This is a genomic window from Nocardiopsis trehalosi NBRC 14201, from assembly GCF_001552555.1.
Lineage (GTDB): Bacteria > Actinomycetota > Actinomycetes > Streptosporangiales > Streptosporangiaceae > Nocardiopsis_B > Nocardiopsis_B trehalosi.
In genome coordinates this window covers 17,110-32,896 of record NZ_BCRK01000054.1, presented here as the reverse complement: position 1 = coordinate 32,896, position 15,787 = coordinate 17,110, and the positions used below count along the sequence as shown (strand labels likewise).

Here is a 15,787-nt window from a genome sequence, read left to right as displayed (position 1 = left end):
GGGCGGCCCGGAGCCGGGCCGCCCGCGCCGTGGGCTTTTCGGTTCCGGCATGGCACCATGGTCCTCGCCATTGGTCTAGACCGGATAGGAGCACCTCCGTGCCCGACCACCCCCTCGTGCCGCGACCGGCCGAAATGTCGACCGCGGCACCCGACGGCCTCGTGCTGACCGCCGCCACCCGCATCGACGCCCACCACGAGGCGCGCGGCACCGAGGCCTGGCTGCGCACCGAACTGGGCGCGGCCACCGGTTTCCCGCTGGCGCCCGGCGACGGCCAGACCGCGCAGATCCGGCTCAGCGTCGACCCCGCGGCCGGGCTGGGCGCCGAGGGCTACCGGCTGATCGTGGACGCCGCCGGGGCGCTCGTCGTCGGCCACGACGCGGCGGGGGTGTTCTACGGGGCGCAGACGCTGCGCCAGCTGCTGCCGGCCGCCGCCTACCGGCGCGCCCCCGCGGTGGGCCCGGTCTCCTGGACGCTGCCCAGCGTGCACATCACCGACCGGCCCCGGTTCGGCTGGCGGGGGTGCATGCTCGACGTCGGCCGGCACTTCCTGCCGAAGTACGACCTGCTCCGCTTCATCGACCTGCTGGCGCTGCACAAGCTCAACGTCCTGCACCTGCACCTGACCGAGGACCAGGGCTGGCGCGTGGAGATCAAGCGCTACCCGCGGCTGACCGAGGTCGGCGCGTGGCGGCACGAGAGCCAGGTCGGCGCGGCCCGGCCGCCGGTCTTCGACGGTCGGCCGCACGGCGGGTTCTACACCCAGGACGACATCCGCGAGATCGTCGCCTACGCGGCCGCCCGGCACATCACCGTGGTCCCCGAGATCGACATCCCGGGCCACTCCCAGGCCGCCATCGCCGCCTACCCGGAGCTCGGCGAGGGCGGCCCGCTGGACGTGGGGCGCGAGTGGGGCGTCATCGAGAACGTCCTCAACGTCACCGACGCCACGCTGGAGTTCTACCGCAACGTCTTCGACGAGCTGCTGGAGCTGTTCCCCAGCACCTACATCCACGTCGGCGGCGACGAGTGCCCCAAGACCCAGTGGCGGGCCAGCGCCACGGCCCAGGCCCGCATCCGCGAGGAGGGGCTGGGGGACGAGGACGGCCTGCAGAGCTGGTTCATCCGGCACTTCGACGCCTACCTCGCCGAGCGCGGCCGCCGCCTGGTGGGCTGGGACGAGATCCTGGAGGGCGGCCTGGCGTCCGGGGCCACCGTGATGTCGTGGCGCGGCACCGAGGGCGGCATCGCCGCCGCCAAGGCCGGGCACGACGTCGTGATGTGCCCGACCGCGACGTCCTACCTCGACTACCGCCAGTCCACGTCGCCCGACGAGCCGATCCCGGTGGGCACCCTGCTCACCCTGGAGGACGTCTACGCGGCCGAGCCGGTCCCCGAGGAGCTGGCCGCCGCGGGCGCCGAACGCGTGCTCGGCGCCCAGGTCAACGTGTGGACCGAGCACATGGACTCGCCCCGCCGGGTCGACTACATGGTGTTCCCACGGCTGTCGGCGTTCGCCGAGGTCGCCTGGTCGCCCGCCGGGCGCGACGTCGCCGAGTTCCTGCCCCGGCTGGAGGGCCACCTGGCCCGGCTCGACGCGCTGGGTGTGGAGTACCGCCCCCTGGACGGGCCGCTGCCGTGGCAGCGGCGCCCCGGGGTGGCCGGGCGGGACTGACGCGCCGGCGGCGCGGCCGCCGCGGCGGGCCCCGGTGCGGGTCCGCCGCGGCGCCGGCCGCTAGAAGTAGGTCGCCAGGACGTCGGTGACGGTGTCGTCGTCCTCGACGACCGGGATGAACCGCCACCGGTCGAACGCGGTGCACGGGTGCGAGATCCCGAAGGACACCAGGTCGCCGGGTTCGGGGCGCAGGTCCGGCGGCAGCCGCAGGTAGGCGTGGTGGTCGTTGAGCCGGGTGACCTCGGCCCCCGCGGCGTCGCGCACCGCGCCGCCGCGGGTCCGCAGCCGCCGGGGCACCGGGAGGCCCATGTCGAAGTTGGCCTCGCGCTTGCCCATGGTGGCGATGGCCAGCCCGTCCTCGGGCACCGACAGCACCTGCGCCCAGATCTCCAGGGCGCCGGTGAGCGCGTCGGCGCCGCCGGTGCGGTGGAACGGGGAGCCGGCGGCGTAGGTGCCGTCGTCGTGGGCGATGTAGGCCCCGCTGCGCAGTACCGGGTGCACGTCGGTGCGGCCGCCCAGTTCCGCGGCGACCACGTCGAACCAGGCGCTGCCGCCCACGGAGACCACGGGCGGGCCGTCGACCAGCCCGTCCGCCGCCATGCGGCCGGCCGCCCGCACCAGGTCGCGCACCAGGCCGGCGACCTCCCCGGCCGTGCGCAGCCCGCCCTCGTAGCCCGCGGTCCCGGCGACCTCCAGGCCGGGCGCCGCGGCCGCGGCCCGCGCCACCTCCAGGGCGGTGGCGACGTCGCGGCACCCGGTGCGGCCGCCCGAAAATCCGATCTCCACCAGCACCCGCAGCGGGCGCCGCCAGGCGCGGGCGGCCATGGCGTCGGCGGCGGCGCGCACCCCGGCCGCGGAGTCGACGTAGAACAGCGCGTCGAAGGCGGGGTCGGCGTCGAGTTCGGCGGCGAGCCAGGCGAGCGCCGCCGGGTCGAGCAGCTCGTTGGCGAGCAGCACCCGCGGCACCCGGAACCGCCGGTAGGCGACCACCTGGTTGGCGGTGGCGGCGGTCAGCGCCCACGCCCCGGCGTCGAACTGGGCCTGGAACAGCGCGGGCGCCATCGTGGTCTTGCCGTGCGGGGCGAAGGACAGGCCGTTGTCGCGGGCGAAGCCGGCGAGGGCCGCGATGTTGCGGTCGAGCGCCGTGCGGCGGGCGACCATGACCGGCCAGGTGAACGCGCCGCCGAACAGGTGCGGGCGGGCGGCCGCGAAATCGGCCAGCGGGATCGGGGGGCCGGGCCGGAGGAAGCCCTTGGCCCGCCAGTCGATCGACTCCTCGGGGATGTCCAGCCGGGGGTGCTCCACGGTCCACTCCATCGTCTGCCTCGGGTGCGGGGCCGCCGGGCGGCGTCGGGCCAGGTTAGCCGGGGCGGGCGGACGCGCGGCCGCCGCCCCCGGCGCGCGGGCGCGGGGGCGGCGGGGCGGGCGCCGGTCAGTACCGGGCGAGGTCGAGCACCGCGGCGGCGGTCCAGGGCCGCGCCTGTCCGGCGGCGGCGCCGGTCTCCTCGGCGATGACCCGGCGGGCGACGTCGGGGAAGTCGGAGATGAGGCCGTCCACGCCCTTGGCGATGGCGGCCCGCATGTCGTCCGGCTCGTTGACGGTGTAGGTGTAGACCTCCAGGCCCGCGTCGTGCACCGCCCGCACGTAGTCGGCGTCGATGCGGGTGTGGTTGGGGTTGATCTGGTCGGCCCACTCGGCGTAGTCGGCGATCCGGTCCTCGGGGACGACGCCGAGCAGGCCGTGCGGGACGTCGGGCATGAGCCGGTGCGAGCGCTCCACGGACTCCCAGTCGAAGCTCTGCACGGCGAAGCGGGGGCGCTCGCCCCGGGCGCCGGAGGCCGTCCAGTCGGGGTTGCGCGCCATGGTCTGGGAGATGTCGGCCTCGATGCCCGGGTAGAGCACCGGCGACTTGACCTCCAGCAGCAGCCCGACCTCGCGGCGGTCCAGCCGGTCCAGGGCCTCCTGGAGGGTCGGCACCGGTTCGCCCGCGTAGGCGGTGTCGAACCAGGAGCCGGCGTCGAGCCGGCGGATCTCGGCGAGGGTGAAGTCGGCGACGTCGTAGGGCGCCCGGCCGGGGAACACCTGCTCCACGTCGGTGGTGCGGGCGAGCGTGGTGTCGTGCATGATCACGAGCTCGCCGTCCTCGGTCCGCTGCACGTCCAGCTCGACCACGGAGGCGTTGCGGGCGTGCGCGGCGTCGATCGCCGCGAGGGTGTTCTCGGGGGCGTACCCGGATCCGCCGCGGTGCGCCACGTCGACCACGGGCGCGGTGCGCGGCCGCCCGGGGGCGTCCGGGGCGGGGGTGTCGGTGTCGGCGGTGACGGGGGCGGGTCCCGCCAGCGCCAGCGCGGTGAGGACGGCCGCGACTCCTAGCCGATGCAGCATGCCACTCCTTCGCTCGGAGCAATCGCACGGTCCGTCCCAGGGTGGGCGCGCAGGGTTACCCCCGGGTGTCGGCGGGGCGATCCGGCGGTGCCGCGCCGGGGAATCCGGCCCGTCTGTCCGGTACGCGCGCCGAGACCGTCTCGCGACACGAGCGCGTACTGTGAGCAGTTGATTACCTTGTGTGCGATTTTTGATAAGGGCGGACCGCGACGGAGAGTCACGAACCGCACCTTCGGATCACACTCGGTAGTCAAACGGGAGGTTCACGCATGCGCAAGCACCACACGGGGTGGATCGCGGTCGCCGGCGCCACCGCCGTATGCCTGGCCGGCCTCGGTGCCGCCGGCACCGCGGCCGCCGACACCACGTCCGCCGTCGCCCCCCAGGAGGGGATCGGCATCGAGCGGCTGACGTCGAACTACACGCTCGACGGGTTCGTCATCGGCCACCTGCCGCGCGGGGTGGAGCGGTACGGCATCCACGCGCGCGCCACCACGGGCGCCGACGGCGACCGCGTGTCGCACATCGCCTGGATGGAGGGGGCCGGCACCGTCCGCGCCCGGGTCGAGATCATCCGCGACCGCGACATCGCCACCCTGGACGACCTGCGCGCCGAGCGGTTCGCCCACCTCGCCGCCGGCCGGCTGCAGCGGGTGGACAACAGCGGCCGCCCGGCCTTCCGGTCGGCGGCGACCGGCGAGGTCTTCTGGGTCGAGGAGCCCGGGGTGGCGGTGGCGGCCCTGCTCGACCCGGCGAAGTGGGACGCCGGCGAGCTCGCCCGCTTCGCCGGGGCCATCCGCCCGCAGTCGCGCATCGGCGACCTGATCCCGGGGCCGGGCGGCATCCAGCCCCCCGGGCAGCAGCCCGGGGCGCCGGACGCGCACCCCGGCCTCCTCACCCAGGGCGAGGACCCCGTCGTCCGGACCCCGGGCGAGGGCGCCGAGGGCCAGGCCACCGGTGACGCCCCGGCCGCGCAGGGCACGGCCGAGGCCCCCCGGGAGCAGGCGGAGGAGGCCCCGGCCGCGGACGGCGCCGGGGAGCCCGTGGTCCACCCGGTGACCGAGGGCGAGGGCGCCGAGAGACCGGCGGCCGCGCCGGAGGAGGCGGCGGCCGGCGACGCCGCGCCCGCCCGGTCGGCGATCATCCCGGCCGCCGAGGTGCGCGCCTGCCTGGTCGGGGAGGTCGCCCCCCAGGAGATGACCCGCGAGGCCGCGTTCGCGGGACCCGAGGGCGCCGCGCGCTCCATCACGGTGTGGCGCGACGCCTCCGCCCGGGAGCGCGACACCGCGGTCGACGCCTGCGCCCGGGAGCTGGTCGTCGGCTCCGACCAGGTGGACGCGCTGATCACCGGCCTGGAGCAGCAGCTCCTCGGCCTGGTGCGCGGACCCGAGGACGCCGCCGAGCGCCCGGCCGCCGCCGAGGCGCCGCAGGGGTCCGCGGCGGAGCAGGAGCGGCCCCGCGGCCTGCTCGACCTGCTCTCGCTGCGCGACCTGGTCTGACCGGACCGGCGCGCACGGGGAGGGGCCGCCCGGCGGCCCCTCCCCCGCGGGTCACAGCGCGGGGCGGACCGTCCCGGTGACCTCTCCCAGGGAGATCGTGCCGCCGCCCATGCCGCGCGCCGTCGCCGCGACCGTGACGGTGTCGCCGTCCGCCAGGAAGGCGCGCTCCGACCCGTCCGCCAGGCGCAGCGGGTCGGCGCCGGCCCAGGACAGCTCCAGCAGCGAACCCCGCTGACCGCGCTCGGGCCCCGACACCGTCCCCGAGGCGTACAGGTCGCCGGTGCGCAGCGACGCCCCGTTGCTGGTCAGGTGGGTGAGCATCTGGTCGGGGGTCCAGTACATCGACGCGTACGGCGGGCGGGACACGACCTCGCCGTTCAGCTCCACCGTCAGCGCGAGGTCCAGCCCCCAGTCGGCGACCCGGCGCAGGTACGGCAGCGGCTCCGGGTCCTGGGGCCGCCCGGCGATCCGGGCCGCCCCCAGCGCGTCGAGCGGCACCACCCACGGCGACACCGAGGTCGCGAACGACTTGCCGAGGAAGGGGCCGAGCGGGGTCGTCTCCCACGCCTGGAGGTCGCGGGCGCTCCAGTCGTTGACCAGGACCACGCCGAAGACGTGCTCGGCGAAGTCGCCCACCGGGACGGTGCGGCCGAGCGACGTCGAGGTGCCCACGACGAACCCGACCTCGGCCTCGAAGTCCAGCCGCTCGCTCGGCCCGTATCCGGGGGCGCCGCCGTCCTCGGGGGCCCGCTGCCCGGTCGGGCGCACCACGTGGGTGCCCGACGGGACCACGGTCCCGGACCGCCCGTGGTAGCCCACCGGGTGGTGCCGCCAGTTGCGCGGCAGCTCGGCGCTGTCGGGCCGGAAGATGCGCCCGGCGTTGGCGGCGTGGTCGATCGAGCAGTAGAAGTCGACGTAGTCGGCCACCTCGAACGGGGCCCGGATCTCCACCTCGGCCAGCGGGATGAGGTGCGGCTCGGCCGCCGGGCGGCCCTCGGCCGAGGCCAGCATGCCGCTCACCTTGGCCCGGGTGGACCGCCACGCCGTGGATCCGCGCGCCAGGAACGGGTTGAGCGACGGCGCGGAGAAGACGGGGTCGTCCAGCGCCGCGGCGAGGTCGAGGACGAGGTCACCCACCCGCACGCCGACGCGGGGCGGCGCCCCGGCCCGCGAGAACACGCCGTAGGGCAGGTTGTCGGCACCGTATCCGGTGGCGTCGGCTCCGGGCACCCAGGTTGTGGACACGTTCCTCCTCGCGTCGTGGCGTGCGTCCGCGCCCGCCGGGGCGTCGGACCCCGCGGCCCGCGGACGGGGCCGGCCGCCCGGCCCCGGGGTCAAATCTCCCACGAGCCGAGGAGGCCGAACCGCTCGGCGTCCCGCACCGGGTCGCCGGTGCTGGTCGCGGCGTAGCCGACGAACACCTCGCGGGCGCGGGCCACGGCGGCCGGCTCGACCGCGGCGGCGCGTTCGGCCAGCCGGGCGCCGTCGTCGGCGGTGAGGGCGGCGCGCACCCCGGCGCGGTCGCCCGCGACCGCGGCCACCGCCGCCATCAGCAGGTTGAGGTAGCCGCAGTGGGTGGACCCGGTGCGCGGGTCGGTGTACCCCGCGGCGTGCGGCAGCCCGCCCACCGCCCGGAACGGGACGTCGCGGGCGGCGCAGGCGGTGATGGCGTCGCCGAGGTCGCCGACGCCCGGCGTGTCGGCCGGGTCCGGCCCGCCGCAGCGCAGCGCCACGCCCAGCGGGCGGGCCCCGGCCAGCACGGCCACCGCCTCGCGCAGGTCGGCGGGGTCGTCGAACGCGAAGTAGACGGTGCGTCCGCGCCCGTCGATCTCCCCGCTGCGGTAGAGGTCGGCGGCCATGCGCAGGTCACCGGGGCGGGCCCGTGCCTCGTAGTGGGCCACCGCGACCCGCGGGTGCGGCTCGGGCGGCGGCGCCGCGCGGCGCCCGGCGCCCAGGACGGCGCCGGCCTCGATGTGCTCGCCGTCGGGTAGCCGCGCGAGGAGTTCGGGCCAGCGGTCGGCCGGGCAGAGGAAGCGGTGCGCGAGCATGGGGTGGGCCACGATGCGGTCGGTGCGGTGGCGCTCGACGGCCTGGCGCATGCTCAGCGGGGTGGGCGCGAAGAGCCCGGCGTCCTCCACCAGGCCGCGCAGCAGGATGTGGGTGCCCGTCTCCACGCGTTCCACCGGCCGTCCGCCCCCTCCCCGTCGGCGCCGGGACGCGCGGCAGCGGCCCGGACGTGCGCCGCCTCCGATTCTCCCTCGCCGGCGCCGGGGACCGGCGGTCGGGCCGCCCCCCGCGCGCCGCGCGGCCTCCCCGACCCGCTCCCCGGCCTCCCTTGGTCGAGGCGGTTCCAGGCATGCGGGGCCGCCCCCGTGGCGGCGGCGGGCGCGGCCATGGCGCCGACGGAACCCCTGCGTCACGTCGACCCGCGCCGAGGGCGCCCGCGCCGGCGTAGCCACGCGCCCGTGGAGGGGCGGGATCTACGATGGGCCTCCCCGGCGGTCGGTGGTCGGGCCTACCATCCAACGATCGGACCGCCCCTGTCCCGGCGCCGCCCGCCCCACCCACGCGAAAGGCACCGTATGACCGCCCCCACCACACGTCCCGAGCTGCGCGGCCACTTCGGCATGGTCTCCTCGACCCACTGGCTGGCCAGCGCGGCGGGCATGTCGATCCTGGAGCGGGGCGGCAACGCCTTCGACGCCGCCGTCGCCGCCGGGTTCGTGCTCCAGGTCGTGGAGCCGCACCTCAACGGGCCGGCGGGCGAGGTGCCGATCATCTTCCAGGCGGCCGGGGGCGAGCCCACCGTCCTGTGCGGGCAGGGCCCCGCCCCCGCCGCGGCCGTCCCGGAGGCGTTCGCCGGGCTGGACCGCGTCCCCGGCAGCGGCGTGCTGCCCGCCTGCGTGCCCGGCGCCTTCGACGCCTGGGCGCTGCTGCTCCGCGACCACGGCACGCGCGAACTGCGCGACGTGCTGGACCACGCGATCGGCTACGCGGAGCGGGGCTACCCGGTGCTGCCGCAGATCGCCGACAAGGTCGCCGCCATGCGCGAGGTCTTCACCCGCTGGTGGCCGGGGTCGGCCGAGGTGTACCTGCCCGGGGGCGCCGCGCCCGCCGCGGGGGCGTTCCTCACCAACCCGGTGCTGGCCGCGACCTACCGGCGGCTGGTGGCGGAGTCGGAGGCGGTGGGCGGCTCCCGGGAGAACCGCATCGACGCCGCCCGGCGCGTCTGGCGCGAGGGGTTCGTCGCCGAGGAGATCCTGGCGTCCCTGGCCGCGCCCGTTCCCGACGGCGCGGGCGGCCACCACCGCGCCCTGCTCGACGGCGACGACCTCGCCGGGTGGTCCGCCGGCTACGAGGCGCCCGTCGCGGTCGACTACGCGGGCCTGACCGTGCACAAGACCGGGCCCTGGGGCCAGGGGCCGGTCTTCCTGCAGCAGCTCCGGCTCGCCGAGGCGCTGGACACCGGCGGCCTCGACGTGCTCTCGGCGGACTTCGCGCACACGGTCACCGAGTCCGCCAAGCTCGCGTTCGCCGACCGCGAGGCGTGGTACGGCGACCCCGACTTCACCGACGTCCCGCTCGACGACCTGCTCTCGCCCGGTTACGCCGCCGAGCGCGCCGCCCTGGTGGGCGAGCACGCCTCCGCCGAGCTGCGCCCCGGCTCCCCCGGCGGGCGCGCCCCCTACCTGCCCGAGGTGCGCCTGGCCGGCGAGACCTCCGACACCGGTCTGGGCGGGGAGCCCACGGTCAGCCGCACCGGCGAGCGCGCCGCGCCCGTGGAGCAGCGGGGCGACACCTGCCACCTCGACGTGGTCGACGCGCACGGCAACCTGGTCTCCGCGACCCCCAGCGGCGGCTGGCTGGCCAGCTCCCCGGTGATCCCGGCCCTCGGCTTCCCGCTCGGCACCCGGGGGCAGATGTTCTGGCTCGACCCCCGCTCCCCGGCCGCCGTGGCCCCCCGCAAGCGCCCGCGCACCACGCTCACCCCGACCCTCGTCACCCGGGAGGGCCGCGGCGTGCTGGCGTTCGGCACCCCGGGCGGCGACCAGCAGGACCAGTGGTCGCTGACGTTCTTCCTCCGGCTGGTGCACGGCGGGATGAACCTGCAGGAGGCCGTGGACGCCCCGATGTTCCACAACAACTCCTTCCCCAGCTCGTTCCACCCGCGCGAGATGGCCCCCGGGGAGCTGGTGGTGGAGTCGCGCCTGGGCGAGGCGGCGATCGCCGAGCTGCGCCGCCGGGGCCACCGGCTGATCGTCTCCGACGGGTGGTCGCTGGGCCGGCTCGCCGCCGTCGCCCGCGACCCCGAGACCGGGGTGCTGCGCGCGGGCGCCAACCCGCGGGGCGCCCAGGGCTATGCGGCGGGCCGCTGAGATCCGCCGAACGCCTGGGGGATCTTGGCTGTTTTGCCATAGACCGCCGATATTTCGGCTACTTTAGGAGTGATGGCGGCGCTGCACTCCGCTCTTGCCAAATGGGGCCGGCGCTGCTTACCTTGATCCGGACGTCGGCGATGTTCCCTATCCGCGGCATCGTCCGATAATCGAATAAGCCACACGCAGGGCTGGTTTCGCTGGCTCCCCCTCCCTCAGTGACGCGCCCTGCACCCCCTCCTGAACACGGGCCCAGCCTCCCCCTCCCGGTTGGTTCCACGGACAGGAGAGAAGGGGCGGTACCGGCGCGGTACCGCCCCTTCGCCGTTGCCGGGGACCGGTGCCGGCGCCGCGCGGGCCCGGCGCCGCTACACGTGCACCCGCACCACGCCGGCCATGTTCGCCGTGCGGACGTCGGTGATCCGGACGTCCAGGCCGGTCCGCGGCGCCTCCAGCATCCGCCCGTCGCCCAGGTAGACGGCGACGTGCGAGATGTAGTCGGGGGCCGTGGGGTCGTTGCGCCAGAAGATGAGGTCGCCGCGCCGGGCGTCGGCGTAGTCGAGGTGCTCGCCGACGTACCACTGGTCGTGGGTCACCCGCGGCACGGCCACACCCGCCTGCGCGAACGCCCACTGGACCAGGCCGGAGCAGTCGTAGCCGCCCTCGGCCATGGACTCGCCGCCCCACACGTAGGGGACGCCGATGCGGGACTCGGCGGCGGCGATCATGGTCTCGATGACGTCGTCGCCCACCGGGGCGCCCTCGGCGTCGGACGGTCGGGGGTCGGGGTCCTCGGCGAGGAGCTGCAGCGAGGCGTCCTCGCCCAGCGCCTCGGCGAGGCGGTCCTTCAGCTCCCACAGGTCGGCGTCGGGGGCCGAGACGATGAGGCCGTTGCCCTCGGGGAAGCCGAGGTCGGCGGCGAGGTCGCGGGAGACCAGGGCGTCGATGCCGGCCACACCGGAGGTGGCGTGGGTCCAGACCTCGCGGGTGACCTCGCCGTTGGCGCCGGCGATGCCGACCTCGGTGCCGACGTCCAGGCCCCGCTGCCGGCCGGCCTCGTCGGACAGCGCGATCCCGCCCTCGGCGAGGCCCTGCCAGATGTCGTCGGACTTCGCCGACGGCCGGGGCGCGAAGTTGCGGAACGCCGAGGGGTCGACGCCCAGCACGGAGGTGGGCTCGCCGTCGATGTCGACCCGGGCCGCGTCGACGACCTCGACCGCGTCGACGCCGTCGAGCCCGGTGACCTCGTCGACGGCCGCGCGCGACAGCGGCTCGGGCAGCACCGCGAAGTACTCGCGGGAGCGGGCGCGCTCGAACGGGGCGACACGCACGTCCCGGTCGAGGCGGCCGGGGTCGGCCACGGGCGGTGAGGCGTCGCCCGCCGTGCGGCCGGGCTCGGCCCCGCTGGGGGTGTCGCCCTGCGCGCCGATGGGCGGCCGCTCCTGCACGTGGGGTTCGGGACTCGCCCATGCCGGGGAGCCGAAGGCGGTGAACGCCACCGCGAAGGCCGCCGTCGTCCCCGCGCACGTTCTCAGCCGATGCCGCACACCCAACCCCGCTTTCCCGCGCCGATCGAGACAGGTCGGGTCTAAGCATGGGCGCACCGGGGCCGGTTTTCAAGCGTCCCCGGGGTGAACGGAGACCGTCCCGCGGCCGCCTCCGGTCAGGCGTCGGCGTAGCAGTCGACGACCGCGACGTCGAGCGGGAAGCGCACCGGGGTGGCGCCGAACATGAGCGTGCGGGCCTCCTCGGCCGCCGCGCGCAGCACCGCGACGGCGTCGTCGGCGGACCGCCGCGGCACGTGCAGCACCAGCTCGTCGTGCTGGAAGAACACCAGCCGGGGCACGCCGTGGGCGGTGTCGAGCGCGGCCAGCCCGCGGCGGACGGCGGCCATGAACACCAGCGCCCACTCGGCGGCGGTCGCCTGCACGACGAAGTTGCGGGTGAACCGGCCGCGTTCGCGCGCCTGCCGCGCGGCGGTGTCGCCGTCGGCGGGGGCGTCGGCGTCCAGCACCAGGCGGCGCCACATCGGTGAGGGCGGCGGGCAGGTGCGGCCCAGCCACGACCGGACCAGCCGGCCCTCCTCGCCGTCGCGGGCGGCGGCGTCGACGTGGTCCAGGGCGCGCGGGTAGGCGCGGCGCAGCGTCTCCAGCAGCGGGGCGGCGTCGCCGCCGGTCTGGCCGTACATCGCGGCGAGCAGGCCGATCTTGGCGCGCTGCCGGTCGCCGTGGAAGGCGCCGGCCAGCCGGGCGTAGAGGTCGTCGGCACCGGCCGCGGCGGCCAGCGCGGTGTCGCCGGAGACCGCGGCGAGGATGCGCGGTTCCAGCTGGCCGGCGTCGGCGGCGACCAGTGTCCAGTCGGGGTCGGCCACCACGGCCCGGCGGACCGCCTTGGGGATCTGCAGGGCGCCGCCGCCGCGGGTGGCCCAGCGGCCCGACACCACCCCGCCCACGACGTAGTCCGGCCGGAACCGGCCGCGCCGCACCCAGGTGTCGAGCCAGGCCCAGCCGTGCGCCGAGTGCAGCCGGGACAGCTCCTTGTAGCGCAGCAGCAGCGGGACCGCCGGGTGGTCGACGTCGCGCAGCACCCAGGAGCGGGTGGACGGGACGGACCGGCCGGCGGCCGCGAACGCCTTGAGGAGCTGGCCCGGGGAGTCGGGGTTGACCGGGCGGCCGAACGCGGCGGAGATGCGCGCCTCCAGGTCGGCCAGCACGCGCGGCCGCGACCCGTGCGGCGGGCGCGGCCCGAGCAGCCCGGTCAGCACGGCGTCGTGCACGTCGGGGCGCCACGGCACGCCGTCGTGGTGCATCTCGACCGCGGCCAGGGCGCCGGCCGACTCCACGGCGGCCAGCAGCGCGAACCGGCCCGGGTGCGGCAGGGCCGCGATCCGGCGCTGCTGGTCGGCGTGCACCTCGATGAGCGCGCGCAGGCGGTCGACGTCGGGCGGGATGGTCGAGCGGTCCGGTTCGAACAGCGCCGGCGGGGGTTCGGCGCCCTCCGTCCCGCGGATGACGGGGTCGGGCGGCACCTCGCGGCCGTGCAGCCGGGCCCACGCGGCGCCGACGGACCGCGCCTCGCCGAACCGCCCGTGGTAGCCGAGGAGGAGGGACTCGACCAGGGCGACGTCGTGGCAGCGCGCCACCCGCAGCGCGTGTCCCACCAGCGGGGGGTAGACCTCGTCGGTGGCGGCCCACACCCAGCGCGGGGCGTCGGGGATGGCGTGCTCGTAGTCGGAGACGGCCCCGGCGAGGTCGCTCACCCGCCACAGGGCGCCGTCGGAGTCCCGGTCGGCGCCGATCTCGCGCAACCGGCCGCCGCCCTCGCCATCCGCGTCCACAGCTACCCGCATGGTGACAGTGTCCTCCGTCAAGGGGACATTTCCATCCCCCCGAAGGGCTGTTTCGCGTCGCGCCGCGTGGCGCGGCGGGGGCTCACCCGCCGGCGCGCACCTCGTTGGCCAGCGGCTCCCCGGCGGCCCACCGCCGGAGCTGGGCGTCGACGAACCGGCGGGCGCGCGGGTAGAAGGCGGCCGACCCGCCCGCGACGTGCGGGGTGACGAGGACGCCCGGCGCGTCCCACAGCGGGTGGTCCGCCGGCAGCGGCTCGGGGTCGGTGACGTCCAGGGCGGCGCGCACGCGGCCCTTCTCGGCGAGCAGCGCCCCGGTGTCGAGCAGAGGGCCGCGGCCGACGTTGACCACGAGGGCGTCGTCGGGCAGCAGGGCCAGCTCGCGCGCGCCGATCAGCCCTTCGGTCTCGGGGGTGTGCGGGGCGACGAGGACCACGGCATCGGCGCCGGGCAGCAGCCGCGGCAGGTCGGCGACCGGGTGCACGCCCTGCTCCGGGCGGGCCCGGCGGGCCACCTTCACCACCTCGATCTCGAACGGGAGCAGGCGGCGCTCGATCGCCGCGCCGATGCTGCCGTGGCCGACGATCAGCACCCGGCTGCCGGCGAGGGAGCGGGTGTAATGGGGCGCCCACCGGCGGGCGGTCTGATCGAGCGCCCAGCGGGGCAGCTCGCGCTGGGCCGCGAGCATCAGCGCCACGGCGTGCTCGGCGGTGCTGGCGTCGTGCAGGCCGCGCCCGTTGTGCAGGGCCACCCCGTCCGGCAGGGCCGCCAGGGCGTGCTCGTAGCCGGCGGTGAGCAGCTGCACCGCGCGCAGGCGGGGCATCCCGGCCATGACGTCGAGCCGCTGTCCGCGGCCGTAGGGCACGACGTACAGGACGGCGTCGGCGGCCTCGGCGGGCGGTTCGCCCTCGCCGTCGTAGACGACGGCCCGCACGCCCTCGGGGGCCCGTTCGGCGTTCTGCTCCCAGGGCACCAGGGCCACGTCGGCCATCGCTCCCCCTCCGCTCGGCGCTGCTGCTGCGTGCACAGTACCGGCGGCCGGGGGCGCGGTGATCACCCGGGGTCGGCGCGCACCAGTTCATAGCAGGCGATCGCCGCGGCGGCGGTGACGTTGAGGGAGTCGACGTCGCGGCCGGCCATGGGGACGCGCACGGCCGTGTCGGCCTGGTCCAGCCAGCGCGCGGACAGCCCGTCGCCCTCGGTGCCGAGGAGCAGGGCGACGCGCGCGTCCGGGCCGAGCTCGGCCACCGCCCGCGCCAGCGGGACCGACCCCGGCCCGGGGGTGAGGGCCAGCAGCCGGAAGCCGCGGTCGCGCAGCTCGCCGAGGCCGCCGTGCCAGTCGGCCAGGCGGGCGTAGGGCTGGGCGAAGACGGCGCCCATGGACACCTTCACCGAACGGCGGTAGAGCGGGTCGGCGCAGCGGGGCGACAGCAGGACGGCGTCGACGCCCAGACCGGCGGCACTGCGGAAGATCGCGCCGACGTTGGTGTGGTCGACGACGTCCTCCAGGACCACCACCCGGCGGGCGCCGGCGAGCACCTCGGCCGGCGCGGGCAGCGGCCGGCGGTGGAAGGAGGCGAGGGCGCCGCGGTGCAGGTCGAAGCCGACCAGGGCCTCGGCGACCTCCTCGGCGACGACGTAGACGGGGGCGTCGACCGCCGCGGCGACGTCGGCGAGCGCGGCGAGCCGGCGCCGCGTCAGCAGCAGCGAGCGGGGGGCGAACCCGGCGCGCAGCGCGCGGCGGATGACCTTCTCGCCCTCGGCCATGAACAGGCCGTGCTCGGCCTCCAGGCTGCGGCGGAGGTTGACGTCGCGCAGCCGCACGTAGTCGGCCAGGCGGTCGTCGGCCGGGTCGGCGACCTCGATGGTGTCCATGGGCTCCGATTATCGGGCCGCGGGCGGCGCGGCGCGCCGCGGGTCAGACCAGCGGGTCGGTGACCGGCCGGAGCCGCTGCCAGCGGGCCTCCTCGCAGGAGCCGACCCGGGTGACCTCGGTGTCGATCTCGGCGCCCTGCCAGGTGCCGGTGATCACGGCCTCCTGCGGGCCGTACAGCTCCTCGGTGCAGACCGCGCCTTCGGGGACCTCGGCGAAGGGGGAGGTGTCGTCGCCGTCCTCCGCGAGGTCGGCCTGGACCTGGGCCATGTGCCCGCACGCGGCGGGGTCGGCGTCGGGGTCGCCGGTGCAGGCGAGGTTCTGCACGTAGGCGCGGCCCTGGTCGATGACGCTGATGCGCAGCAGGCCGACGGGGGCCTCCGGGATGGCGTTGGCCTCGCTGACGGTGTCGACCGGGGTCTGCGCCGGCGAGGCGTCCGGCTGGGCCATGAGGGAGCCGCCCACGGCGAAGGTGTAGGCGAGGGCGCCGCCCAGGCACAGCGAACCGAGCACCGCGGTGCCCAGCGCACCGGGGAGTCCTCGACGGGGGTTCAGTCTCGACATGGCCGCCACTCTTCGAGGTCGGGTGTTGACGTCCGGGCGCGGCGGGGGTCGCCGTGCCAGGGGCCCC

At 76.7% G+C, this 15,787-nt stretch carries 12 protein-coding genes; 3 read left to right on the top strand and 9 right to left on the bottom strand.

Annotated elements, in window-relative coordinates; genetic code table 11:
* Positions 1 to 98: 98 nt before the first annotated feature.
* The gene (locus NT8_RS12300; RefSeq protein ID WP_067967971.1) at positions 99 to 1,676 is read left to right on the top strand and encodes a beta-N-acetylhexosaminidase; all 1,578 of its coding nucleotides are present in this window, start codon (positions 99 to 101) and stop codon (positions 1,674 to 1,676) included.
* 60 nt (positions 1,677 to 1,736) lie between these two features.
* Here NT8_RS12300 and NT8_RS12295 read toward each other — a convergent pair whose 3' ends face one another.
* Together NT8_RS12295 and NT8_RS12290 are read right to left on the bottom strand one after the other, a co-directional pair.
* The gene (locus NT8_RS12295) at positions 1,737 to 2,993 is read right to left on the bottom strand and encodes an alanine racemase (protein ID WP_067967968.1); all 1,257 of its coding nucleotides are present in this window, start codon (positions 2,991 to 2,993) and stop codon (positions 1,737 to 1,739) included.
* A 115-nt stretch (positions 2,994 to 3,108) separates the two neighbouring features.
* Positions 3,109 to 4,062: a glycerophosphodiester phosphodiesterase gene (locus NT8_RS12290; RefSeq protein ID WP_084468870.1), complete on the bottom strand. Its 954-nt coding sequence runs from the start codon at positions 4,060 to 4,062 to the stop codon at positions 3,109 to 3,111.
* A gap of 269 nt (positions 4,063 to 4,331) precedes the next feature.
* Here NT8_RS12290 and NT8_RS30280 point away from each other — a divergent pair, with 269 nt between their 5' ends.
* Positions 4,332 to 5,561, top strand: a complete 1,230-nt coding sequence (locus tag NT8_RS30280) for a hypothetical protein (RefSeq protein ID WP_067967964.1) — start codon at positions 4,332 to 4,334, stop codon at positions 5,559 to 5,561.
* Positions 5,562 to 5,612: 51 nt separating this feature from the next.
* Here the strand turns inward: NT8_RS30280 and fahA are convergent, their stop codons facing one another.
* Both fahA and NT8_RS12275 read right to left on the bottom strand, forming a co-directional pair.
* Complete coding sequence (gene fahA, locus NT8_RS12280; RefSeq protein ID WP_067967960.1) at positions 5,613 to 6,806, bottom strand: fumarylacetoacetase; 1,194 nt, start codon at positions 6,804 to 6,806, stop codon at positions 5,613 to 5,615.
* An 89-nt stretch (positions 6,807 to 6,895) separates the two neighbouring features.
* On the bottom strand, positions 6,896 to 7,735 hold the full coding sequence (locus tag NT8_RS12275; RefSeq protein ID WP_157515723.1) for a hypothetical protein: 840 nt from the start codon (positions 7,733 to 7,735) through the stop codon (positions 6,896 to 6,898).
* A gap of 408 nt (positions 7,736 to 8,143) precedes the next feature.
* Between NT8_RS12275 and NT8_RS12270 the strand changes: the two genes are divergently transcribed.
* The gene (locus NT8_RS12270) at positions 8,144 to 9,937 is read left to right on the top strand and encodes a gamma-glutamyltransferase family protein (protein ID WP_067967955.1); all 1,794 of its coding nucleotides are present in this window, start codon (positions 8,144 to 8,146) and stop codon (positions 9,935 to 9,937) included.
* 368 nt (positions 9,938 to 10,305) lie between these two features.
* Here the strand turns inward: NT8_RS12270 and NT8_RS12265 are convergent, their stop codons facing one another.
* The 5 genes from NT8_RS12265 to NT8_RS12245 form a co-directional block, all read right to left on the bottom strand.
* Positions 10,306 to 11,484, bottom strand: a complete 1,179-nt coding sequence (locus NT8_RS12265) for a C40 family peptidase (RefSeq protein WP_174549562.1) — start codon at positions 11,482 to 11,484, stop codon at positions 10,306 to 10,308.
* Positions 11,485 to 11,600: 116 nt separating this feature from the next.
* Complete coding sequence (locus tag NT8_RS12260; protein WP_067967952.1) at positions 11,601 to 13,286, bottom strand: bifunctional 3'-5' exonuclease/DNA polymerase; 1,686 nt, start codon at positions 13,284 to 13,286, stop codon at positions 11,601 to 11,603.
* 82 nt (positions 13,287 to 13,368) lie between these two features.
* On the bottom strand, positions 13,369 to 14,274 hold the full coding sequence (locus NT8_RS12255) for a 2-hydroxyacid dehydrogenase (RefSeq protein WP_067967949.1): 906 nt from the start codon (positions 14,272 to 14,274) through the stop codon (positions 13,369 to 13,371).
* Positions 14,275 to 14,336: 62 nt separating this feature from the next.
* Positions 14,337 to 15,158 carry a TrmH family RNA methyltransferase gene (locus NT8_RS12250; protein ID WP_067967946.1) on the bottom strand — a complete coding sequence of 274 codons (822 nt, stop codon included), beginning with the start codon at positions 15,156 to 15,158 and terminating at the stop codon, positions 14,337 to 14,339.
* Between the two features lie 43 nt (positions 15,159 to 15,201).
* Positions 15,202 to 15,720 (bottom strand): hypothetical protein, encoded by a 519-nt coding sequence (locus NT8_RS12245; RefSeq protein ID WP_067967944.1) that lies wholly within the window; start codon positions 15,718 to 15,720, stop codon positions 15,202 to 15,204.
* Between the last annotated feature and the right edge of the window lie 67 nt (positions 15,721 to 15,787).